At 74.6% G+C, this 20,943-nt stretch carries 22 protein-coding genes; 19 read left to right on the top strand and 3 right to left on the bottom strand.

Annotated elements, in window-relative coordinates:
• Positions 1-146 precede the first annotated feature (146 nt).
• From OUQ99_RS21805 to OUQ99_RS21775, 7 genes are all read left to right on the top strand, one after another.
• On the top strand, positions 147-785 hold the full coding sequence (locus tag OUQ99_RS21805) for an HD domain-containing protein (RefSeq protein ID WP_267945657.1): 639 nt from the start codon (positions 147-149) through the stop codon (positions 783-785).
• A 153-nt stretch (positions 786-938) separates the two neighbouring features.
• Entirely contained in the window at positions 939-1,637 is a 699-nt protein-coding gene (locus OUQ99_RS21800) for a GNAT family N-acetyltransferase (RefSeq protein WP_267945656.1), read from the top strand.
• Positions 1,634-2,623, top strand: a complete 990-nt coding sequence (locus OUQ99_RS21795; RefSeq protein ID WP_267945655.1) for an amino acid ABC transporter permease — start codon at positions 1,634-1,636, stop codon at positions 2,621-2,623. Before OUQ99_RS21800 ends, OUQ99_RS21795 begins: the two co-directional genes overlap by 4 nt.
• An 8-nt stretch (positions 2,624-2,631) precedes the next feature.
• Complete coding sequence (locus tag OUQ99_RS21790; protein ID WP_267950441.1) at positions 2,632-3,384, top strand: amino acid ABC transporter ATP-binding protein; 753 nt, start codon at positions 2,632-2,634, stop codon at positions 3,382-3,384.
• A gap of 107 nt (positions 3,385-3,491) precedes the next feature.
• The gene (locus OUQ99_RS21785; protein ID WP_267945654.1) at positions 3,492-4,475 is read left to right on the top strand and encodes an ABC transporter substrate-binding protein; all 984 of its coding nucleotides are present in this window, start codon (positions 3,492-3,494) and stop codon (positions 4,473-4,475) included.
• A 3-nt stretch (positions 4,476-4,478) separates the two neighbouring features.
• Complete coding sequence (locus OUQ99_RS21780) at positions 4,479-5,504, top strand: LLM class flavin-dependent oxidoreductase (RefSeq protein WP_267945653.1); 1,026 nt, start codon at positions 4,479-4,481, stop codon at positions 5,502-5,504.
• Positions 5,505-5,741: 237 nt separating this feature from the next.
• Entirely contained in the window at positions 5,742-7,055 is a 1,314-nt protein-coding gene (locus tag OUQ99_RS21775; protein WP_267945652.1) for an NtaA/DmoA family FMN-dependent monooxygenase, read from the top strand.
• Positions 7,056-7,210: 155 nt separating this feature from the next.
• Here OUQ99_RS21775 and OUQ99_RS21770 read toward each other — a convergent pair whose 3' ends face one another.
• Both OUQ99_RS21770 and OUQ99_RS21765 read right to left on the bottom strand, forming a co-directional pair.
• A complete protein-coding gene (locus OUQ99_RS21770; protein WP_267945651.1) occupies positions 7,211-7,507 on the bottom strand; it encodes a twin-arginine translocase TatA/TatE family subunit in 297 nt (98 codons plus the stop codon).
• A gap of 256 nt (positions 7,508-7,763) precedes the next feature.
• Positions 7,764-8,105, bottom strand: a complete 342-nt coding sequence (locus tag OUQ99_RS21765) for a hypothetical protein (RefSeq protein WP_267945650.1) — start codon at positions 8,103-8,105, stop codon at positions 7,764-7,766.
• A gap of 98 nt (positions 8,106-8,203) precedes the next feature.
• Here OUQ99_RS21765 and OUQ99_RS21760 point away from each other — a divergent pair, with 98 nt between their 5' ends.
• The 6 genes from OUQ99_RS21760 to OUQ99_RS21735 all read left to right on the top strand — a co-directional run bounded on the left by OUQ99_RS21760 (position 8,204) and on the right by OUQ99_RS21735 (position 14,508).
• The gene (locus OUQ99_RS21760; RefSeq protein ID WP_267950440.1) at positions 8,204-8,983 is read left to right on the top strand and encodes a helix-turn-helix domain-containing protein; all 780 of its coding nucleotides are present in this window, start codon (positions 8,204-8,206) and stop codon (positions 8,981-8,983) included.
• Positions 8,980-9,162, top strand: coding sequence for a DUF397 domain-containing protein (locus OUQ99_RS21755; RefSeq protein ID WP_267945649.1), 183 nt, complete (start codon positions 8,980-8,982; stop codon positions 9,160-9,162). The genes OUQ99_RS21760 and OUQ99_RS21755 overlap by 4 nt, the downstream gene beginning before the upstream one ends.
• Before the next feature lie 125 nt (positions 9,163-9,287).
• Complete coding sequence (locus OUQ99_RS21750) at positions 9,288-11,222, top strand: helix-turn-helix domain-containing protein (RefSeq protein ID WP_267945648.1); 1,935 nt, start codon at positions 9,288-9,290, stop codon at positions 11,220-11,222.
• Between the two features lie 96 nt (positions 11,223-11,318).
• On the top strand, positions 11,319-12,587 hold the full coding sequence (locus tag OUQ99_RS21745; RefSeq protein ID WP_267945647.1) for a hydroxymethylglutaryl-CoA reductase, degradative: 1,269 nt from the start codon (positions 11,319-11,321) through the stop codon (positions 12,585-12,587).
• Positions 12,588-12,706: 119 nt separating this feature from the next.
• Positions 12,707-13,123 (top strand): hypothetical protein, encoded by a 417-nt coding sequence (locus OUQ99_RS21740; protein ID WP_267945646.1) that lies wholly within the window; start codon positions 12,707-12,709, stop codon positions 13,121-13,123.
• Positions 13,120-14,508: a tripartite tricarboxylate transporter permease gene (locus OUQ99_RS21735; protein ID WP_267945645.1), complete on the top strand. Its 1,389-nt coding sequence runs from the start codon at positions 13,120-13,122 to the stop codon at positions 14,506-14,508. Before OUQ99_RS21740 ends, OUQ99_RS21735 begins: the two co-directional genes overlap by 4 nt.
• Before the next feature lie 75 nt (positions 14,509-14,583).
• On the opposite strand, the gene OUQ99_RS21730 is transcribed toward OUQ99_RS21735, so the two are convergent.
• On the bottom strand, positions 14,584-15,342 hold the full coding sequence (locus OUQ99_RS21730) for an IclR family transcriptional regulator (RefSeq protein WP_267945644.1): 759 nt from the start codon (positions 15,340-15,342) through the stop codon (positions 14,584-14,586).
• Positions 15,343-15,549: 207 nt separating this feature from the next.
• Here OUQ99_RS21730 and OUQ99_RS21725 point away from each other — a divergent pair, with 207 nt between their 5' ends.
• From OUQ99_RS21725 to OUQ99_RS21700, 6 genes are all read left to right on the top strand, one after another.
• Positions 15,550-16,917, top strand: coding sequence for an NAD(P)-binding domain-containing protein (locus OUQ99_RS21725; protein WP_267945643.1), 1,368 nt, complete (start codon positions 15,550-15,552; stop codon positions 16,915-16,917).
• Positions 16,918-17,152: 235 nt separating this feature from the next.
• Entirely contained in the window at positions 17,153-18,499 is a 1,347-nt protein-coding gene (locus tag OUQ99_RS21720) for a TRAP transporter large permease subunit (protein ID WP_267945642.1), read from the top strand.
• Between the two features lie 2 nt (positions 18,500-18,501).
• A complete protein-coding gene (locus OUQ99_RS21715) occupies positions 18,502-18,753 on the top strand; it encodes a hypothetical protein (RefSeq protein WP_267945641.1) in 252 nt (83 codons plus the stop codon).
• A gap of 183 nt (positions 18,754-18,936) precedes the next feature.
• Positions 18,937-19,353, top strand: coding sequence for a hypothetical protein (locus OUQ99_RS21710; RefSeq protein WP_267945640.1), 417 nt, complete (start codon positions 18,937-18,939; stop codon positions 19,351-19,353).
• A gap of 326 nt (positions 19,354-19,679) precedes the next feature.
• Positions 19,680-20,174, top strand: coding sequence for a DUF6153 family protein (locus OUQ99_RS21705; RefSeq protein WP_267945639.1), 495 nt, complete (start codon positions 19,680-19,682; stop codon positions 20,172-20,174).
• Positions 20,175-20,298: 124 nt separating this feature from the next.
• Complete coding sequence (locus tag OUQ99_RS21700) at positions 20,299-20,928, top strand: DUF305 domain-containing protein (protein WP_267945638.1); 630 nt, start codon at positions 20,299-20,301, stop codon at positions 20,926-20,928.
• Positions 20,929-20,943 lie beyond the last annotated feature (15 nt).

Raw genomic sequence — 20,943 nt, 5'->3', positions numbered from 1 at the left:
CGGGCGGGGGCGCGCGGGAGCGGAGGTCCCCGGCCGGACCGCGGGGCCGCTCCGGCGATCGGCGGGCGACACGTCCGCGCGGACGTGGCGCGGGGTTCCCGACGGGATCACGATGGGCAGGAGCGCCCCGACCCGAGAGGACCGACATGGCCGAGACCGTCGCCGGAGTGGCCGTACCCGACACCGAACTCGTCCGCGACGCGACCGCGCTGGTCCGCGGCGCCGTGGACGACCTCCTGTTCCACCACTCGCGCAGGGTCTTCCTCTTCGGCGCGCTCCAGGGGCGCAGCCGCGGGATCGAGGCCGACCCCGAACTCCTCTACGTCGGCGCGATGTTCCACGACCTGGGGCTGACCGCCGGGTACGGCAGCGCGGACCGGCGCTTCGAGGTCGACGGGGCCGACGCCGCGCGGGCGTTCCTGCTGGACCACGGGTGCTCGGAGGGCGACGCGCGCAAGGTGTGGCTGGGGATCGCCCTGCACACCACGCCCGGCGTGCCGGAGTTCCTCGAACCCGAGATCGCCCTGGTGACCGCCGGGGTGGAGACCGACGTCCTGGGGCTGGGCCTCAACGACCTGGCAGCGGACGACATCGGCGCCGTCACCGGGGCGCACCCGCGCCCGGACTTCAAGCGGCGCATCCTGGCGGAGTTCACACACGGCAACGCCCACCGGCCGCGCACCGTCTTCGGCACCGTCAACGCCGACGTGCTCGCCCACTACGTCCCGGGTTTCGTGCGGGACGACTTCGTGGAGGCCGTCCTGGGCAGCCCGTGGGCGGAGTGAGCCGGGGCGGCCTCCCGGGGTCGCCCCGGCGCGGGCGCCGGCCCTCTATGCCTACTTTTCCTACTTGACATATGGGTTTTGTGGGAAAGAGAATTCGAGGGCGGCCCGAGCCCCGCCCCCACGGGCCGCACGACAGCGAGAGCGAGGCCGCCCATGGGTCCACAACGGCCCGCGCCGCCGGAGACCACCGTCCTCCGGGCCGCGCGCATCAACGATCCCCTGGCCGCACCGCTGGTGGACGAGCTCCGCCGCGAGTACACCGCGCGCTACGGCAGCGCGGCGGGCGACGAGATGACCCGGTTCCCGGTCTCCGACTTCGCCCCGCCGCACGGGTTGCTCCTGCTGCTCCTCCTGGGCGGGCGGCCCGTCGCCGGAGGCGCCTTCCGCCGCTACGACGACCGGACGGCCGAGGTCAAGCGCATGTGGACCGCCTCGGCGTACCGGCGGCGCGGCTACGCGCGCCTGGTCCTGGCCGCCCTGGAGAGGGCCGCCGCCGCGGCCGGGTACGGGCGCGTGCACCTCACCACCGGGCCGCGCCAGCCCGAGGCGCGCGGGCTCTACCTCGCCGCGGGGTACACGCCGGGCTTCGACGTCGCGGCCGACCCCGAGAGCGTCGGACCCCTCGCCTTCGGCAAGGAGCTGCCCCCGTTCCCGCAGCGCCCGTGGCACCCGGGGACGGGAACCGCGGCGCGCGGTCCGGAGGCCCGGCGCGCCGCCCCGGACCGGCCGACCCCGGCCCCGCGGACGGCGCGCACCGCCGAGGACGCCCCGCGGCCCGTCCCTCCCGCCGCACCCGGCCGCGGCCCCCTCCACTCCTGCACGGGCCCCTTCCGGAGGGGGGACGGGAGGTGAGCGCCCCGACGACCGCAGAGGCCGCCCCGCCCGCCGGCGGCGGCAGCGACCCGGTGGACCTGGCGGGACTCCCCGTCCGGCCCGCACCCCACCCCCTGCGCTGGGCGGCCGGAGCCGTCGTCGCCGTCCTGGCCGCGATGTTCCTCAACATGCTCGTCACCAACCCGGCGTGGAAGTGGGACGTCGTCGCCGAGTACATGTTCGCCGAGTCGATCCTCAACGCCCTCTGGCTGACCGTCCGGCTCACGGTCTACGGCACCGTCATCGGCTTCGCGATCGGCGGCGTCCTCGCCCTCATGCGGCTCTCCCGGAGCCCCCTGCTGGCCGGGGTCGCCTGGGTCTACGTGTGGGCGTTCCGGTCGATCCCCCTCATCGTCCAGCTGCTGTTCTGGTACAACCTGGCGATCCTGTACGACCGGCTGTCCTTCGGGATCCCGTTCGGCCCGGCGTTCGTCACCTTTCCCACCATGGAGCTCATCAGCCCCATGACGGCGGCGGTCCTGGGACTGGCCCTGCACCAGGCCGCCTACGCGGCGGAGATCGTCCGCTCCGGCGTGCTCTCCGTCGACCAGGGCCAGCGCGAGGCCGCCGCCGCGCTCGGCCTCCCGCGGGGGCGCCAGGTCCGCCGGATCATCCTGCCCCAGGCCATGCGCACGATCATGCCGACCGCCGGCAACGAGGTCATCGGCCTCTTCAAGGGCACCTCCGTGGTGTACGTGATGGCGCTGGGCGAGCTCTTCTACCGCGTGCAGGTGATCTACAACCGGACGGGCGACGTGGTGCCCCTGCTCATGGTCGCGACCCTCTGGTACATCGTCCTGACCACGCTGCTGTCCGTCGCCCAGTTCCACGTCGAGCGCCACTACGCCAAGGGCTCCGTGCGCGTCCTGCCGCCCACACCGCTCCAGCGGCTCCGCTCGGCGGGGGAGGCCCTCGCCCGCCGGACGGCGCGCGGCGGACCGGCGCCGAGAGGAGGAACCCCGTGAGCACTCCCATGGTGGAGGTGCGCGGCGTCCACAAGAGCTTCGGCGCCCTGGAGGTGCTGCGCGGCGTCGACCTGACCGTCGGGGCAGGGCACGTCACCGCCGTGCTCGGCCCCTCGGGCTCCGGCAAGAGCACCCTGCTGCGCTGCGTCAACCACCTCGAACGCGCCGACCGCGGCTACGTCGCCGTCGACGGCGAGCTCATCGGCTACCGCCGCGGCCGCGGCGTCCTGCACGAGCTCAGGGAACGGCAGATCCTGCGCCAGCGCGCCGCCATCGGCTTCGTGTTCCAGAACTTCCACCTGTTCCCCCACCTGACCGCCCTGGAGAACGTCGTGGAGGCCCCCCGGTTCGCGCTCCGGCGCCCCGCCGCCGAGGTGGAGGCCGAGGCTCGTGCCCTGCTGGACCGGGTGGGGCTGGCCGACAAGGCGGACGTCCACCCGCGGCGGCTCTCCGGAGGCCAGCAGCAGCGGGTCGCGATCGCCCGGGCCCTGGCCCTGCGCCCCAAGGTCCTGCTCTTCGACGAGCCCACCAGCGCCCTCGACCCCGAACTGGTGGGCGAGGTCCTCGACGTCATCCGGGACCTCGCGGCGGCCGGGACCACGATGGTCGTCGTCACCCACGAGATCGGGTTCGCCCGCGAGGTCGCCGACACCGTCGTGTTCATGGACGGGGGACGGGTCGTGGAGTCCGGGCCGCCCGCGCAGGTGCTGGACGCGCCCCGCCACGAGCGCACCCGGGCCTTCCTCGACAAGGTCCTCTGACCGGTGGGGCGGTCCCGTGCCCCACCCCCACCGCCCGCACCGCACACCGCCGTCCTCCCGCCGCCCGTTCCCGTCCGAACACGGGACCCGCCCCCCCGAGGAGCCCCATGCCGACCCCGACCCCCGCCCCCTCCACGAGGGCCCCCGCCGTTCTGGCCGCCCTCGCGGCCCTCTCCCTGGCCCTCAGCGCGTGCGCCGACCCCGGGGAGGGCGCCGCCGCGGCGGACGGGGCGGGGGAGGGGAGCCCCTTCAACCTCACCCCCGACCAGGACCGGGTCCGGGCGGAGGCCGTTCCCGAGATCGCCGCGCTCGTCCCCGACGGGATCCGGGCGTCCGGTGAGCTGAACGTGGGCCACTCCAGCGGCGGGGCGCCGCCCCTGGCGTTCTACGCCGACGACGACGAGACCGTCATCGGGGTGGAGACCGACGTCGCCCAGCTCGTCGCCGACGTCCTGGACCTGGAGTACGTCCCCGAGGCGACCGGCTGGGAGAACCTCTTCCTCTCCGTGGAGAGCGGACGGTTCGACGCCGCGTTATCCAACGTCACCGTCACCGAGGAGCGCAAGGACCTCTACGACTTCGCCACCTACCGGGTGGACACCGTCTCCTTCGAGAGCAGCGTCGACAGCGGCATCGGGGAGGTCGCCGGGCCCGAGGACGTGGCAGGACTCTCGGTCGCGGTCAGCTCCGGCACCAACCAGGAGGAGATCCTCCTGCGCTGGGACGAGCAGAACCGGGAGGCGGGGCTGGAGCCCCTCGACCTCCAGTACTACGAGAACTCGAGCGACTACTACCTCGCCCTCCGGTCCGGGCGCATCGACCTCTACCTCGGCCCCACACCCAGCGCCGCCTACCACGTCGAGGTCGCCGAGGAGACCGAGATCGTCGGCACCGTCTCCGGCGGCGGTGAGATCAGGGCCGAGATCGCCGCGATGACCCTCAAGGACAACGGCCTCGTCGCGGCGCTGGAAGCCGCCCTCGACCACGTCATCGAGGGCGGCGAGTACCAGGAGGCGCTGGAGCGCTGGGCCGTCGGAGGCGAGGCCGTCACCGAGTCCGAGACCAACCCGCCCGGCCTTCCCAGGAGCTGAACCATGCCCTACCCACTGCACATCGGCGCCGCCCTCGACGGCGTGGAGGACCCGTTCGACCTCGCCTCGTATGCCGGGGCGGCGCGCCTCGCCGAGGAGGCCGCCCTCGACTTCGTGGCGCTGGACGACTCCCTCACCGGGGCCGACCGGCCCGACGCCCTCCTCACCCTGGCCGCCGTCGCCCCGCTGACCGGCAGGATCGGCCTGGTGCCGACGGTCACCACCACCCACACCGAGCCGTTCCACGTGGCCAAGGCGGTGGCCTCCCTGGACCACGCGAGCCTGGGGCGGGCGGGCTGGCGGGTGGAGGTGTCGCGCACGGAGGCCGACGCGCGGGCCGTCGGGCGCCGGGGGACCGCCCCGGACGCCGCACTCTGGGCGGAGGCGGAGGCGGTCGCCGACGTCGCCTCGCGGCTGTGGGACAGCTGGCAGGACGACGCGGAGATCCGCGACACCGCCACCGGGAGGTTCGTCGACAGGGAGAGGCTGCACTACGTGGACTTCGAGGGCCCGGGCTGGAGCGTGCGCGGCCCCTCGATCACCCCGCGCCCGCCTCAGGGGCACCCGCTGGTCGTGGTGCGCGCCGACGGCGAACCGTCGCTGCGCGCGGCCGCGACCACCGCCGACGTGGTGCTCGTGGCCCCCGCCACCCTGGGCGGGGCCCGCGCGTCCCGGGCCCGGGTGCGCGAGGCGGTGGCGGAGGCGGGGCGCGACCCGGAACGGGTGCCGGTGCTGGCCGACGTGAACGTCTTCCTCGACCCGGACCGGCCCGGACCCTCGCGGGCGCTGTCGGGGCTGACCCACACCGGCTCCCCGGGGGCGCTGGCCGAGACCCTCCTGGAGTGGGGGCGGGTCGTGGACGGGTTCACGGTCAGGCCCTCCTCGGCCGCCGCGGACCTGCCCGTGTTCGCGGAGCGGGTGCTGCCGCTGCTGCGGGCGTCGGGCGCGTTCCGGGGGGAGTACGCAGAGGACACCCTGAGGGCCCGCTTCGGCCTGCCCCGTCCCGCCAACCGCTACGCGCCCGCGTGAGCGGGGCGGGGCCCGGGGACGGCGAGGCGGCCGCACACCGGTACGGGATGGGACTGGAACTCGGGGTGAGCCCGATCCCGCCGCCGCGGGAGCCGGAGGCCTGCGCGGGGAAGGGGGCCGCGCCCCCGGCCGGGGCGCAGGTCCCGGGCCGCGGGAGGGCCCGGCGCCTCCGGCGCGGCCGGAGCGCGGGGACGACCGCTGGGGCGGGAACGGCGCAGACGGACGAAGGAGAACGTGATGGGCGGCAGTGAGTCCGAGGTCCGGCAGGTGCGGCTGGTCGCGCACTTCCCGGGCGTGAACAACACGACGGTGTGGAGCGACCCGGCGTCGCTGAGCCAGATCGACTTCTCCTCGTTCGAGCACCTGGCGCGCACCGCCGAACGGGGACGGTTCGACTACCTCTTCCTGGCCGAGGGGCTGCGCCTGCGGGAGCACCAGGGACTGATCCACGACCTCGACGTGGTGGGGAGGCCGGACACGCTCACGGTCCTCGCCGCACTGGCGTCGGTGACCGACCACCTCGGGCTGGCGGGCACCCTCAGCACCACCTACAACGAGCCCTACGAGCTCGCCCGCCAGCTCGCCACCCTGGACCACCTGAGCGGGGGGCGCGCCGCGTGGAACGCGGTGACCTCCTCCGACGCTTTCACCGGCGAGAACTTCCGGCGCGGCGGCTACCTCGACCACGCCGACCGCTACGAGCGCGCCTCCTCGTTCGTGCGCGCCGTCCGCGCGTTCTGGGACGCGGCGGGGGAGGGCGCAGGCGGCACGGGGGCCGGCACGGCCCGCCACCACGACCGGTTCTTCGACATCGAGGCGCGGCCCACCCTGCCGCGGGCGCCGCAGGGACAGCCGGTCGTCATCCAGGCGGGGGACTCCCCGCAGGGGCGGGACTTCGCGGCGGCCTCGGCCGACGTCGTCTTCTCCCGGCACGGCGGGTTCGAGGAGGGCAAGGCGTTCTACGCCGACGTGAAGCGGAGGGTGAGGGCCCACGGGCGCGATCCGGAGTCGCTGCTGATCATGCCCGGCGTCACGTACACGGTCGGCGACACCGCGGCCGAGGCCGACGAGAAGGCGCTGCACGTCCGCTACCAGCAGGTGAGCGGGCAGACCGCGATCCGGTTCCTGGAATCGGTCTGGGGCAGGGACCTGTCCGACCACGACCCGGAGGGTCCGCTGCCGGACGCCGACCCGGTGGCCGGGGACACCGGCATCACCCGGGGCCGCACCAGGCTGGTTCGCGACCCCGCGGCCACGGTGCGCGAGTGGAGGGAGCTGGCCGAGGCCAAGCGGCTGAACATCCGCGACCTGGTCGTGGAGGTGTCCGCGCGCCAGACGTTCGTGGGCACCCCGGAGTCGGTGGCCGCGGACATCGTCACGCACGTGCGCGAACGCGCCAGTGACGGGTTCGTGCTGGTCCCCCACATCACACCGGGAGGGCTGGACGAGTTCGTGGACCGCGTCGTGCCCCTGCTCCAGGAGCGCCGCGCGCTGCGCGCCGAGTACACCGGCGCGACGCTCCGCGAGAACCTGGGGCTCCCGCCCCGCTGACCCCGCGCTCCCCGCGGTGGCGCCCGCACCTGGAGGGGAGACCGTCCGAGGCCCCTCCGGGCCGTGCGCGCACCCTTCGCCCGCGCGCCGCCCGGAGGCCTCCCGCGCCCCGCCCCGGGAGCACCGACCCCGTGCCGGGGCGGCGGGAACCGCTCCTACCTGTCGGCGGAGCGGTGGCTGACGACCGTGCCCTCCAGGGGAGGGCCGGTCGGCGCCGCGGCGTGCGCCACGGCCTGCCGGGGCGACGGGCCGGAGTCCGACTCCCGGGCGCGGTCGGTCCCGGGGTCCGCGTCCGCGCCGGGCTGCCCGCCGGTGTCGGTGGCCTTGAGCTCCGTCTTCAGGATGCGTGCGCTGCGCCCCAGCGAGCGGGCGAGGGCGGGCAGACGCTTCGCGCCGAACAGCAGGAGCGCGATGACGAGCAGAACCAGGATCTCGCGTGCTCCGATACCCATGTGTGGCTCCTCAGGTGGATTCCCGTAGTACCGTTGCGCCCTGCCGCGGCAGGGCGCGGGTCCGGGCGTGACGGATCGATGGTAGACCCGTCTCCGCCGGTCGCGGCTCCGGGGGCGTCCTGTGGTCCCGCCGGGGCGCCTCCCGACGTCCGGTTTCCCGGCCGCCGGAGTCCGGTCCGTCCGGGCGGGCCCGTGCCCGGTCGCGGTCGTGGGCGCGGGCGCGCTCCCACGGCCGTGCGTTCCCGGGCCCCGCCCGTCAGCCCCGGTGCTCCCCGCCCACCCGGCGGTCGCTGCGGCGGGGGAGGGGCGGGGCGTGGCCGGCGCGGTGCTCGACGACGGAGTCCACCAGCAGGTGGAGGCGGTCGCGGTGGACGTAGCGCCAGGTGCCGTCGCGGTCCTGGTAGCCCCAGCTGAAGCCGTTCTTGAGGCCGATGGAGACGTTGCCCAGGTAGGCGGGCCCCACCAGGGCCCGGTCGACCTCGGCCCCGGGGGTCCAGGGGAAGCGCCGCCACTCGACGGTGAAGGCGAGCCCCCTCAGGTCCATGAAGGCCTCTGCCGCCCTGGCGAACACGTCCGTGTTCAGGTTCGTTCGGTCCATGTCCCCAGCATCGTGGAGAAGCCCCTCGCCGCACCAGCGATAGGAATTTCTCCCTGTCCGTGTGGTCGAATGTGCACCGCGGTGCTTCAATTTCCACCATGGGTGCAAATATTTTCGGGACATCTCTGCGTAAGGCGCGTGAATTGAACGGCTACACGCAGCGCCAGTTGGCCCAGAGGCTCGGTTCCGGTGTCGCCGCCTCGACCCTGTCCCGGTGGGAGAGCGGCAAGGCGCGCCCCCGCCAGGACAGGGTGAAGCAGCTGAGCGACCTGCTCGGCGGCAACGGGGCGCTGCTGCGGGAGTGGCGCCTGGAGGTGGCCGGGGCGGAGATCCCGTCGTTCATGCGGTCGCTGGGGGACCTGGAGAACGAGGCGTTGACGATCGACACGGTCACGGTGTCGGTCGTTCCGGGGCTGGTGCAGTGCCTGTCCTATGCGCGCGAGGTGTTCCGTGCGGGGCGTCCGACCGAGTCGGACGACGAAATAGAGCGTTTGTCGCAATTGCGGGTGAGTAGGCACGAGGCGCTGGTCGGAAGGAACAATCCTCTGATCACCGCGGTTTTTCCGCAGTTCGCACTGGAATGGATGCCGGAAGCGGTCAGGAAGGAGCAGGCGGAGTCGCTCCTGCACATGGTGGCGCGCGGCCGGACTTCCGTACAGGTGTTCCCGAACGGTTCCCTGTACCTTGCATCGGTTGCGCCGGTCCAGGTGTACAGGTTGCGCGACGGGACGGTCATTGCGTCCTCGGACCACGGAGGGGGAAACTTCGTGCACCAGGAGCCCTCCGAGACGGCCGTCCTGGAGAGGAAGGTCCGCGACGCGCTGAGCATGGCACTTCCCGTGAGCCACACGGTCGAGTTCCTGCGGGGGATGCTGTGAACGCCTGGCACAAGTCCACCTACTCCGAGAGCGGGTCCCACTGCGTGGAGGCCCGTGAGCACGAGAGCGGGGCCGACGTGCGCGACGCCCGCAACCGGGAGGCGGGGTTCCTGTCCTTTCCCGCCGACGAGTGGCGGGTGTTCCTCGGCTGCTCGCAGGCGGCCCGGCGGCGGGTCTGAGGCGGCCCGCGGCCCGGCTCCGCCCAGCCGCGCACGGGGGCGGGAACGCGCCCCGGAGGAGCGCGGAGCGCGGCCCGGCAGCGGCCGGTATGCCCTCCCACCTGAGGAGATGCGATACTTCCGTGATGCACGACACTCCCGCGCCACTCGATCCCCGGGCCCAGCGCGCGGTCGTCGACCTGCTGGCCCGGGTGGAGTCGGGCGACCAGCTCTCCGCCGAGGACGTGCGCTCGCTCCTGGGGCCCGTGGAGGAAGGGGTGGTCGTCCGCGCGCAGCGGGCCGCCGCCGGGTTCGGCAGGCTGCGGCGCCGCGACGGCGAGCTGTCCGCCCTCATCGCCAGCACACGCGACCTGGTCGAGGTCCGCGACGTGCAGGCCCTGCTGCGCAAACTCGTGGACCGCGCCCACGACCTGGTCAGCACCGACGTCACCTACCTCTCCGTCTACGACGAGAGCACCGACGAGCTGTTCGTCCGCGCGAGCCGCGGCACGGTCTCCCCCCGTTTCCAGGGGCTGCGCGTCCCCGCGGGGATGGGCATCGCCAGCCGGGTGGTGCGCACCCGGTCGCCCCAGTGGACGGCCGACTACGGCGCGGAGCACGACCTCGACCGCGACCCCGAGATCGACGCCGCCGTGGGGGAGGAGCGCCTGCGGTCCCTGCTCGGGGTGCCGATGGCCGCCAACGGCGAGGTGCTCGGGGTCCTCTTCGCCGCGGACAGGTCCACGCGCTCCTTCGCCAGCGACGAGATCGCGCTGCTGTCGGCCTTCGCCGACCACGCCGCGGTCATCCTGCACACCGCCCGGCTGTTCTCGGCGGTGACCGACGCCGCCGACCGCGCCGAGGACGCCCAGTCCCGCGCTGAGCGCCACCTGGAGGCCATGAACGCCTCCGCCCGCGTCCACGAGCGGCTCACCGCCCTGGTGCTGTCCGGCCACGGCCCCCGCGAGGTCGCGGCCACGCTCGCCGAGTCGCTGGGGCGGCCCGTCGCCATCGCCGACCGGGAGCTGCGGCCGGTGGCCGCGACCGCCGAGGGGGGCGGCCGCTGGTGGACGCGGGGGCGGCTGTCGGCCCCGGCGGTGCGGGCCGCCGAGCGCAGCCGGGCCTCGGGCCACTGCGCCCCGGTCGGCGCCGAGGGGCTGGACGTCGTCGCCGCCGCGATCGCGGGCTCGGAGCTGTTGGGCCTGCTGCTCGTGGGCGTCGGCCCGGCACCGCTCACCGACGTGGAGCGCCGCACCATCGAGCGCTCGGGGCAGATCGTGGCCCTGCTGACCATGCAGCGCGAGGCCCTGACCGACGCGGAGGAGCGGGTGCGGGGCGAACTGGCGCTGGACCTGGTCTCGGGATCGGCCGACATGGACGCGCTGGAGCGGCGGGCCGCCGCACGCGGCATCGTCCTCGACCAGCCCTGGTCGGGGGTGGTGGTGCCCGTCCCCGACCGGGCACGCCATCCGCTGCTGCGCGCGCTGTCCGCCGCCAGCCGCAGGTGGCTGGTCGCGGCCCAGGGGGAGGGCGTGGCGGTGCTGGTCCCCGGAGGCGACCCCGGCGAGGCGGCCCGCCAGGTCCGCCGCAGCCGGGGCGCGCGGGAGGAGGGGCCCATGCTCGCGGTCGCCTCCCGGGTCAGCGGCCCGGCCGGTATCGGCGCGGCCCTCGCCGAGGCGTGGGAGTGCGCCGGCCTCCTGCCCGCGCTGGGCGTGTCCGACGGGGCGCACGAGGCCGACGAGTACGCCCCCTACCTGGCGATGTTCGGCACCGACGGCGCCCGGGCGCTCGCCTTCGTCGACCGGATGATCGGCCCCGTCGTCGACTGGGACCGCGAGCACCGCACCGAGCTGGCCGCGACCATCGCCGCCTACGCCGACGGCGGCGGCAGCGTCTCCCGTGCCGCACGGGCCCTGTACGTGCACCCCAACACCGTCAAGCAGCGCCTGGAGAGGGTGACCGCCCTGCTCGGACCGGACTGGAGGTCCCCCGACCCGATGTTCCGGGTGGGCGTCGCCGCGCGCCTCCACCGGCTGCGCACTGCAGGAAACAGACATGTGAACGCGGCCCCCGTTGTCTGAACCGGACATGTCGTCCGTGTGACGTTCGCTGCTTACATGGACCGGACAGCAGTGACGCACCGCACACCGGTGCCCGTTCCACGGGGGAAGCACGCAGTGGCTCAGAACAGCAGGTTGACCGGGTTCCGCACGCTCACGGTCCAGGAGCGCCGGGAGGCCGTGGCGAGGGAGAGCGGCGTGGAGCCCGCCGTGTTCGACGCCCTGGAGCCGGGCGGGCTGGGCGTGGAGGCCGCCGAGCACATGATCGAGAACGTCGTCGGCGTCATGGGCATCCCCGTCGGCATCGCCACCAACGTGACCGTCAACGGGCGGGACGTGCTGGTGCCGATGGCCACCGAGGAGCCGTCCGTGGTCGCGGCGGCGAGCAACGCCGCCCGGATCGCCCGGGTGCGGGGCGGCTTCACCACCAGCAGCACCGGACCCGTCATGCAGGCCCAGGTACAGGTCGTGGACGTCGTCGACCCGGCCGGGGCCCGGCTGCGGGTGCTGGAGGCCCGCGACGAGCTGATCGCCCTCGCCGCCGCGCAGGACCCCAAGCTCGCCGAGGTGGGGGGCGGGGTCCTGGACCTGACCGTGCGCACCGTCGAGGCGCCCGGCGCCACCTACGTCGTCGCGCACCTGGTCGTGGACGTGCGCGACGCCATGGGCGCCAACGCCGTCAACACCATGGCCGAGGCCGTGGCCCCGCGCCTGGCGGAGATCGCGGGCGGCCGGGCCGTGCTGCGCATCCTCACCAACAAGGCCGACCTGCGGCTGAGCCGGGCCCGCGCCGTCCTGGACGCCGAAGCCCTCGGCGGGGCCGAGATCGTGGACGACATGATCCACGCCTACCGGCTCGCCGCCGCCGACCCGTACCGGGCCGCAACCCACAACAAGGGCATCATGAACGGCGTGTCCGCCGTGGTCCTGGCCACCGGGAACGACACCCGCGCGGTCGAGGCGGGCGCCCACTCCCACGCCGTGAACGCCGACGGCGTCTACTCCTCGCTGTCCACCTTCGAGAAGAACGCGGACGGCGACATCGTGGCCACCCTGGAACTGCCGATGCCGGTCGGCCTGGTCGGCGGGGCGACCCGCTCCCACCCGGCCGCGCGCGCGGCCATCGCCGTCACGGAGGTGACCACGGCCCGGGAACTGGGCGAACTCGTCACCGCCGTCGGCCTCGCCCAGAACATCGCCGCCGTGCGCGCCCTGGCGGGCGAGGGCATCCAGCGGGGGCACATGTCCCTGCACGCGAAGAACATCGCCATCGCCGTCGGCGCCGCCGGCGGCGAGGTGGACCGGGTCGTGGCGGTCCTGATCTCGGAGAAGGCCTTCCGGCACGACCGCGCCGAGGCCGTCCTGGCCGAGATCCGGAGCCGGTGACGCACCGGACCCCGTGCCGGGGCGCGGCAGCCGCCGCCCCCGCACGCCCCCACCCGGCGCGGCGCCCGGGGCCGCAGGGCCCTCCGCGCGTCCGCCACCCTCAGTGAACGGAACCAACCATGTCCAACCTTCTGGAGATCTGGGGCGACACCGTCGACTCCCGGCACACGCTCGGCGCGATCGCGCTCGGCGTGGGCATCGCCACCCCCCTCTACCTGGTCGCCGACCTCTTCTTCTCCCGCGGCTCCGGCGACGACTCCCTGTCCGGGTCCTACGCCCTGCTCGTGGGCCTGGCCGGCTGCCTGATCGCCGGGTTCGTCGGCGCCCGCCTCTTCGCGCCCAAGCGCGTGGTCACCGAGCAGCAGTCCTCCCGAGAGGGCCGCTCGGAGGCGATGGACGCCATCGAGGCCGAGTACGGGCCCCTGGGCGACCCCGGCGAGCTGCCCGGCCCCGTCCAGGACGAGATCCGCGCGCTGGGCCTGTACGAGGACCTGCGCGCGCAGCACGAGCGCCGCGGCGGGACGGTGGCCGAATGAGCCCCGAACTGCTCACCGACGCCGCCTGGGCCCTGGGCATGGGCCTGGTCGGCGCGATGGTCTTCGCGCTGATCGGACTGGTCTCGGGCACCGACGAGACCGCGACGGTGGCCCCGCTGACCCTGCTCGTGGTGCTGCTGGGCGTCCCCGCGCCCGGGGTGTTCACCTTCTTCATGGCGGGGATCGTCGCCAAGCACATCACGCACGCCATCCCCACCACGCTGCTGGGCATCCCCGGCGACACCATGGCGGTGCCGATGCTCAGGGACGCGCAGATGCTGCGCGAACTCGGGGTGCCGCACATCGCGCTGCGCAAGGCCATCTCGGGCGGTGTGGTCGCCGCGTTCATCTCGGTGCCGCTGGCGGTCCTGTTCGCCTGGCTGCTCAGCCCCTTCGCCGACACCATCGGCAGGGCGGCGCCGTGGATCTTCGTGGCCGCGGCCGTGCTCATCGCCTACACCTCCAAGGGCCGCCTGGCCTCCGTGCTGGCGCTGGTGCCGTTCGTGCTGCTGGTCGTGGGCCTCCAGGCCTTCGTCACGAACACCACCGGGACGTCCCTGTCGATCAGCTTCTTCCTGGGCATCGCGACCGGTCCGCTGATCGCCGACCTGCTCATGGCGCTGTCGCCGTCGGGGCGCGCCTCGCTGCGCCGGGAGGCGCCGCGCACCTTCGACCTGGCCCCGGACACCCGGACCTGGAAGGGGCGGCTGCCCAACCCGCTGAAGGTGCTGGACCGCAAGCAGCTGGGGTACACGAGCGCGGCGGCCGGCGTCTCCAGCGCGACGTTCGTGTTCTCCCCGGTGGCCATGACCGTGCTGATGGGCGAGATCGCCGGCGCGCGCATCAAGAACGGCTACCACCGGCTGACCTCGGTGATGTCGGTGCGCAACGGCACGACCGAGTCCACCTACATCGCCGAGACGCTGATCCCGCTGATCGCGCTGGGCCTGCCGCTCTCGCCGATGGCCGCCGGCCCGGCCGCGCCGCTGTTCAACGCGCCGCCCGTGTACACGGTGGACACCGAGACCGGTGCCACGAACAACCTGCACAACCTGCTGTCGGGTAGCGAGTTCCTCGTGTACGGGCTGCTGGGGGTGGCGCTGGCGTCGGCCGTGGCGTACCCCTTCGCGATGACCTACGCGCACCGCGCCGCCTCGTTCGTGATGCGCAAGGTCTCCCACGAGGCGATCATCGGCGCCTTCGCCGGTCTGATCATGGTGATCTGCCTGTACGAGGGCGGGCTGCTCGCGGTCGGCGTGACCCTCACGGTGGGCCTGGTCGGAGGGCTCCTGAACAAGTTCCTCAACATGCACACGGGTGTGCAGTTCATGGGCTTCTACGTGGCGGTCCTGACCGTTCCGGCCCTGCTGGCCCTGGTCGGCTGAGGGGTTCGGTCCACAGGCCCCGGTCGCGATCACGCGGCCGGGGCCTGCGCATGCCCGGCTGCCGGTGCCGCCGCGCTAGATCCTGGCGCCGATGGCCCCGGCGGCGCGTGAGATCTCGGGCAGGAGGGCCAGGAGCTCCTCGGGAGTGGTCGTCTCCGCGGTCGTCACCAGGTTGATGGCCGCCGCCGCGCCCCCGTCGTGGCCGGGCACGGGCCGGGTGAGGCTGAGCGCGCCGAGTTCGCGTTCGGACTCGGCCAGGTGGTAGCCGGTCTCCCTGATGCGGTCGAGCTCCGCGCGCAGGTCCGCCGGGGTCTGCACCCGCCCGTCCGCGAGGCGGGCGTCGGGCAGGTCCGCGAGGTAGGCGTCGAGTTCCGCGTCGTCGTCGTGCGCGAGGAGGACCTTGCCGCCGCCGAGGTCCAGCGGGACCCGGCGACCGATGGGGAACTGGTAGCGCAGGGGGTCCACCCCGTCCACGCGTGCGACGAGGATGCGTTCGGGGCCGGAGCGCACGAAGAGCGAAGAGGTCAGCCCGGTCGAGGCCGACAGCTCGGTCAGGATCGGCGTCGCGACCGTGCTGAGCCGGTCGTTGACGACGAACGCGTGGGCCAGGGACAGGATCACCGGACCGAGCGAGTACCCGAGGCCGTCCTGCTGGATGTAGCCGCGCCGCACGAGCTGGTTGACGGTCCGCTGGGTCGTGGCCAGGTGGAGGTCGCTCTCCCTGGCGATCTCGCTGAGCCGGAGCGGCCCGCGCGCACGCTCCAGGCACTCCAGGACGTCCAGGGCCCGGTCGAGCGTGCGTCCCTGGTTCCCGGTCCCGGTCGGGGCTCCCATACTCGCTGTCCCCAGCCCTTCCGTTGCGATTCCGGCTTGTCCCGGGGGCCGTTCCGACGCCTTCGTGAGGGCCGCGGCCCCGGCGGGCACGGCGGTTCCGCCGCTCGGTCCTCGCTCCCAAGGTAGCGGACGGGTTTCCACCGGGTTGACAGCGTGAAGCGTCGCAGGTCACACTTCCTCTCAATTGGTAATAGTAACTATCACTGAATGATAGAAGGTGTGACGATGAAGGTCGCCGTCCTCGGGTTGGGCGAAGCCGGATCCACCTACGCCGCGGCGTTCGCGGCCGCGGGTTGGGAGGTCTCGGGCTACGACCCGGGCGAGACGCCCACCCCCGCCGGAGTGGGGCGGGCCGACTCCACCGCCGACGCCGTCGCGGGAGCCGACCTGGTCCTCGGGCTCACCACGGCGGCGCACGCGGTCGCGGCCGCCGACGCGGCCCGCCCCGTACTGCGCGACGACGCGGTCTACGTGGACCTCAACGCCTCCTCGCCGGAGACCAAGATCCGCGTCGCGCAGGCCCTCGGCGCGTCCGCGCGGGTCGTGGACGGGGCGATCATCGGATCGGTGCTGGTGCTCGGGGCCAGGGCCAAGGTGCTCCTGTCCGGCGCGGCCTCCGGGGACGCGGTGCGTCTGCTGGGCGCGGTCGACGCCGGGACCGAGCCCATCGGCGGCGAGGTCGGCGACGCCACGCGCCGCAAACTGCTGCGCAGCGTCTTCATGAAGGGCCTGGGAGCCCTCATCACCGAGGCCGTGGACGCCGGCGCCGCCGCGGGCGAGGAGGCCTGGGTGCGCGAGCAGATCGCCGACGCCCTGTCCGAGGGCCCGGCCGCCCTGGACCGTCTGAACAAGGGGACCCGCCTGCACGCCCTGCGCAGGTCCAACGAGCTCCGGGCCAGCATCGACCTCCTCGCGGGGCTGGGCGTCGACGCCCCGGTCAGCGCCGGTGCCGCCGACCGCCACCTGGCCCTGGCCCGCCGGGCCCAGGACGACACGCGGGCCCTGGCCGACGCGTTCGCCGGGATCCCCACCGCCGCCATCGGCGACGGCCGCGACCGCCTCGGCTTCGTCTCCCCCCACATCCGGTCGGTGTGGCCCGGCGCCCGTGTCGCGGGGCGCGCGCTCACCGTCCTGACGCGACCCGGCGACAACCGGGCCCTGCACCGGGCCCTCGGCCGGGCCCTTCCCGGGGACGTCCTGGTGGTCAACGGCGGCGGGGACCGCTCCCGCGCGCTGCTGGGTGAGCTCATCGCCGAGCGCGCCCTCAACCGCGGCATCCGCGGCATGGTGGTCGACGGGGCGGTCCGCGACGTCGACGAGCTCCGCGACCTCGGCTTCCCCGTCTGGGCGGCCGGGGTCTCCCCGGCAGGGCCCTACAAGGACGGCCCCGGCCACGTCGGCGTGCCGATCGCGGTGGGCGGCGCCGTCTGCGCCACCGGGGACATCGTCGTCGCCGACGGCGACGGCGTGTTCGTCGTCCCGCGCTTGGAGGCCGAGCAGGCCCTCCGCGCCGCACAGGCCGTCGTCGAGGACGAGGCGCGCCGCCGCGACGCCATCCGCGGTGAACGCGGATGAGACGCCGCCCAGGCCCGTCCGCCGTCCCCCTCCCCGCCGCCGCGGTTCCGGCCCTCCCTGCCGACGGAGCCTTCTCCGCGGCCCTCCCGGCTCCCGCGGCGTCCGAGGTCCCCACCGCCTCCACGCCCCCCGCTGTCGTCAGCGGCTCCGCAGCCCCCACGGCCCGCGCCGGTGCGGAGCCCGCGGGTACCGGCCGCCACCAGCACCAGCCCACCCCGCCCCCGAAGGTCGCACCATGCCCACCGCACTCCTAGCCCTCGCGGCCTTCATCGCCGTGATCATCGTCTGGAACGTCGTGTTCAAGAGGAACATGGGCGAGGCGATGCTCCTCGGGATGATCACCACCGCGCTCTTCGCCGGAGCACAGGCCCCCGCCTACCTGCTGGGCGGGCTCGCCGACGCCCTCACCCACGACGTGCTCTACGCCGCCCTGGCGTTCGTGTTCATGGCCCACCTGATCGACGTCACGGGTCTCATCCAGAAGATCCTGGCCATCCTCAACTCGGTCTTCGGGCGCATCCGCGGCGGCCCCGCGTTCATCGACACGGCGGGGTCGGCGGTCTTCGGCTCCCTCTCGGGGTCCAACTCCGCCAACACCGCCTCCAGCGGCTCCTTCACCGGGCCGTGGATGGTGCGCACCGGGTGGACTCCCACCCGCGCGGCGACGGTCCTCGCGGGCAACGGGGGCATGGGCGCCGCACTGCCGCCCAGTGCGTCCATGGTCATCATGGTCGGGTTCGCCGGCGGCATGGTCACCACGGGCCAGGTCTACCTGGCCCTGCTGGCGGCCGGCGCCTACCAGATCCTGCTCAGGATCGGCCTGGTCATGTACTTCGTCCGCAGGGACGGCATCCCCAAGGCCGACAGGCAGGACCTCGTCCCCCTGCGCACGTCGCTCAGGGAGGGCGCGGGCGCGCTGTCGATCTTCCTGGGCGCCCTCATCCCCATCGTCGTCACGATCGGCCCCGTGGCCGACTTCCTCTCGACGTCCACCCCCGTCGGCGACGCGCTGGGCGAGATCTCCCTGCTGACCTGGATCCCGATCATGATCATCGGGTTCTCCCTCGTCGCGGGGCGCGACCGGCTGCCCACGAACATCCGGGGCTGGTCGGCGCTGCTCGACGGTGCCATGCCCAAGTTCGCCACCATCGGCGCCCTGCTGTTCTTCGCGATCGCGGCCAGCGAGATCCTCGGCCGGCTGGGGCTCGCCGGGGACGTCAACGCGCTGCTCGCGGACCTGCCGGTCAACCGCTTCCTGCTCGTCGCCGTGGTCGGCCTGGTGGTGGCACTGGTCGCCGGGCCGCTCTCGTCCACGGCGACCCTCACGGCGGTGGGCCAGATCTCCTTCCTGGCCCTGGTGGGCGTGGGGGTGGACCCGCTCCTCGCGGTCGTCGCCATCCTCGTGTTCGCCTCCACGGAGGGGGCGTCCCCGCCGGCCTCCGGGTCGATCTTCGTGGCGGCGGGCCTGACCGGGGCGCGCCCCGAGAGCACGTTCCTGCCGCTGATCGCGTACTACATGATCCCGATCTTCCTCATCGGCTGCCTCATCGGATGGGGCTTCCTACCGGTCCTGGGGGGCTGAACATGACCGCCGTCAAGTCTCGGGCGTTCACCGTCGTCCGCGCGCTCTTCAAGCTCGGGCTCCTGGCCTGCTTCGCCCTCGGGAGCCTCCTCGTCCTCGGCCAGCTGGCCGGGGTGGTGGCCCAGCGGCCGGACTGGATCACCGCCAGCTCCACGTGGCTGTTCGTGCCGACGGTCACCGCCGCCGCGGTGTTCGGGGTCCTCGGATACATCGGCAACTACCTGGCGCCCGAGCCGGCCGAGGGGGGCGAGTAGGCCCGGGCGGGGCGGGTCGTTCCCGCCCGCGCGCCGTGTCGGGCTTGTCCCTCCGGGGAGGCGCGTCCCGCGCGGCGGGCCCCTCCCCGGGGCCGTGGAGCGTCGTACCCGGGGGCGGCGCCCCCGGGACGGATCTCCGGGGGCGCCGCCGGACGGGCCGACGGTGTGGGTAACCTCGTGGACGTGGCCACGGCAACCGCGACGACGACGAGGCCGCTCTGGACCAGGGCGGCCCTCGTCGTGCTGTCGGCCCTGGGCCTCGTGGCCGTCCTGCTGTGCCATCCGCACGCGGCTCCGTCCGAGGCCTCCGCCGCCTCCCCGCCCACGGCGGGCGGGACGGCCGCACACGCGGTCCCCGTCCCCGACGCACCGCACGCCGACGGGCACGGCACCTGTGACGAGGACGCGGACGTCGTGGCCGACCAGCGCGGCGGGTCCCTCTCCGCGTCCGCCCTGCTGGGCCTCGGCGTCTTCGCGTTCGCCGGCCCGCTCCTCCCCGCGCCGCGCCCGGTCGGCGGCCGCCGTCCGCCGCGGCGCCGCCGGGGGCTGCCCCTCGCGGGCACGAGAGCACTCGTGTCCCTGTGCGTCCGCCGGGTGTAGACCGGCCGACCGGCAGCACCTCCGAGCACGCGCGCCCGCGCGTCCGCCCGCGGCCCCTCGCGACCTGAGGAGCGCCGGGCCGGCGCGCCCGGCCACACCTCGGGCACCGCCCCCCGGACCTTCGCCGACCCCGGCGCCGGTGCGGTGTCCGCGGCGCCCGCTCCGGAGGCGCCGCCGCCCCCGGCCCGCGGCCCGCGCCGCGCAGGCCGCGACGACGCCTTCTGTCCCGCAGCGCTCCACGGAGCGCGCCACCCCATGACGAGGCCGACATGGACGACCACCGCCCCCGAGGACCGCGCGGAGCACGCCGCAGGGGGGAGGCCGGCGTGACCGCGCCCGACGCGGCCGGCCCGAACACGCCGAGGGCCCCTGTCGGGACCCGGCGGCGGTCGGCGGAGCGCCCGCGACCGAAGCCCGCCCGGCTGCGGCTCCTGCTGACGGCCGCGCTCGTGCTGGGCGTGGGCGCGATGCACACGCTCGGGCACGTGTCCGAGGGCCACCACGGCGGCGGACCCGCGCCGACGGCCGTGGCCGCGTGGCAGGGCGGTGCCGCCGACGCCGACGCGTCCCCGGCGGCCGCCGTCCCGGAGCGGGCGGCGCCCGGCCCCGGTGCCGCCGAGCCCCCGCCCACGGACCCCACGCTGATGTGCCTGGCGGTCCTCGGCCTGGCGGCCGTCCTCCTGGGGGTCGCCACGGTGGCGTCCTCCCGGTGGCCCGGAACGCCCTCGCACACACCGCCGTCGGTCCGGCGGTCGGCCGGGCCCCTGCGCCGGCCCCCCGACGCGCCCTCTCTCGCCCGGTTGCAGGTGCTCCGCATATAGGAGCCACGCGGACGGCGCCCGCGGAACCCGGTGCGCCGTCCGGCCGACACCTCTGCAGCGACGCCGCGCCGGCCCGGTCCGGGCGCGCGGCGACAGGACCACACGGAAGAGAGAAGGACCGACCATGACCGAGAACAAGCGCACCCTCGCCTCGGCGGCGGCCGCGGTCGCCGCAGCCCTGCTCCTGGCCTCGTGCGGCGGAACCGGCGACGGCCCGTCGCCGGAGGCGGCCGACCGGAGCGCCGCAGCGTTCAACGGGGCGGACGTGGAGTTCGCCCGGATGATGATCCCGCACCACCGCCAGGCCGTGGAGATGTCGGAGCTGGCCCGGACGCGGGCCGGTGAGGACGTCCGTGCGCTGGCGGAGGAGATCGAGGCGGCCCAGGGTCCGGAGATCGACAGGATGAACGGCCTGCTGGAGTCGTGGGGCGAGGACACCGGCGACACCGGCGCCGGGGACCACGCGGGCATGGACGGCATGCTGTCGCAGGAGCAGATGGCCGAACTGGAGCGGGCCGAGGGCGGGGCCTTCGACACCCTGTTCCTGGAGTTGATGGTCCTCCACCACGAGGGGGCCGTCGCGATGGCCGAGACCGAGCTGGAGGAGGGCGCAGACCCCGAGGCCCGGGAGCTGGCGCAGGAGATCGTCGACGCGCAGCGGTCCGAGATCGAGCTGATGGACACCATGCTCGGCGGCGCCGGTGGCGGCGACCGGGACGAGTCCGCCGGGAGCGGGGAGCACAGCGGTCACTGACCGCGTCCACGCGGG

This window comes from Streptomonospora nanhaiensis (genome assembly GCF_026642255.1).
GTDB lineage: Bacteria > Actinomycetota > Actinomycetes > Streptosporangiales > Streptosporangiaceae > Nocardiopsis > Nocardiopsis tropica.
Note: the sequence above shows the minus strand (reverse complement) of the source record. Positions and strands in the feature narration are given on the sequence as shown.

Coding starts and splice junctions, on each gene's coding strand:
- OUQ99_RS21700 (WP_267945638.1), top strand. CDS start 20,299: ATGACCGAGAACAAGCGCACCCTCGCCTCGGCGGCGGCCGCGGTCGCC.
- OUQ99_RS21800 (WP_267945656.1), top strand. CDS start 939: ATGGGTCCACAACGGCCCGCGCCGCCGGAGACCACCGTCCTCCGGGCC.
- OUQ99_RS21785 (WP_267945654.1), top strand. CDS start 3,492: ATGCCGACCCCGACCCCCGCCCCCTCCACGAGGGCCCCCGCCGTTCTG.
- OUQ99_RS21735 (WP_267945645.1), top strand. CDS start 13,120: ATGAGCCCCGAACTGCTCACCGACGCCGCCTGGGCCCTGGGCATGGGC.
- OUQ99_RS21715 (WP_267945641.1), top strand. CDS start 18,502: ATGACCGCCGTCAAGTCTCGGGCGTTCACCGTCGTCCGCGCGCTCTTC.
- OUQ99_RS21790 (WP_267950441.1), top strand. CDS start 2,632: ATGGTGGAGGTGCGCGGCGTCCACAAGAGCTTCGGCGCCCTGGAGGTG.
- OUQ99_RS21740 (WP_267945646.1), top strand. CDS start 12,707: ATGTCCAACCTTCTGGAGATCTGGGGCGACACCGTCGACTCCCGGCAC.
- OUQ99_RS21780 (WP_267945653.1), top strand. CDS start 4,479: ATGCCCTACCCACTGCACATCGGCGCCGCCCTCGACGGCGTGGAGGAC.
- OUQ99_RS21765 (WP_267945650.1), bottom strand. CDS start 8,105: ATGGACCGAACGAACCTGAACACGGACGTGTTCGCCAGGGCGGCAGAG.
- OUQ99_RS21770 (WP_267945651.1), bottom strand. CDS start 7,507: ATGGGTATCGGAGCACGCGAGATCCTGGTTCTGCTCGTCATCGCGCTC.
- OUQ99_RS21725 (WP_267945643.1), top strand. CDS start 15,550: ATGATAGAAGGTGTGACGATGAAGGTCGCCGTCCTCGGGTTGGGCGAA.
- OUQ99_RS21760 (WP_267950440.1), top strand. CDS start 8,204: ATGGGTGCAAATATTTTCGGGACATCTCTGCGTAAGGCGCGTGAATTG.
- OUQ99_RS21805 (WP_267945657.1), top strand. CDS start 147: ATGGCCGAGACCGTCGCCGGAGTGGCCGTACCCGACACCGAACTCGTC.
- OUQ99_RS21775 (WP_267945652.1), top strand. CDS start 5,742: ATGGGCGGCAGTGAGTCCGAGGTCCGGCAGGTGCGGCTGGTCGCGCAC.
- OUQ99_RS21720 (WP_267945642.1), top strand. CDS start 17,153: ATGCCCACCGCACTCCTAGCCCTCGCGGCCTTCATCGCCGTGATCATC.
- OUQ99_RS21750 (WP_267945648.1), top strand. CDS start 9,288: ATGCACGACACTCCCGCGCCACTCGATCCCCGGGCCCAGCGCGCGGTC.
- OUQ99_RS21730 (WP_267945644.1), bottom strand. CDS start 15,342: ATGGGAGCCCCGACCGGGACCGGGAACCAGGGACGCACGCTCGACCGG.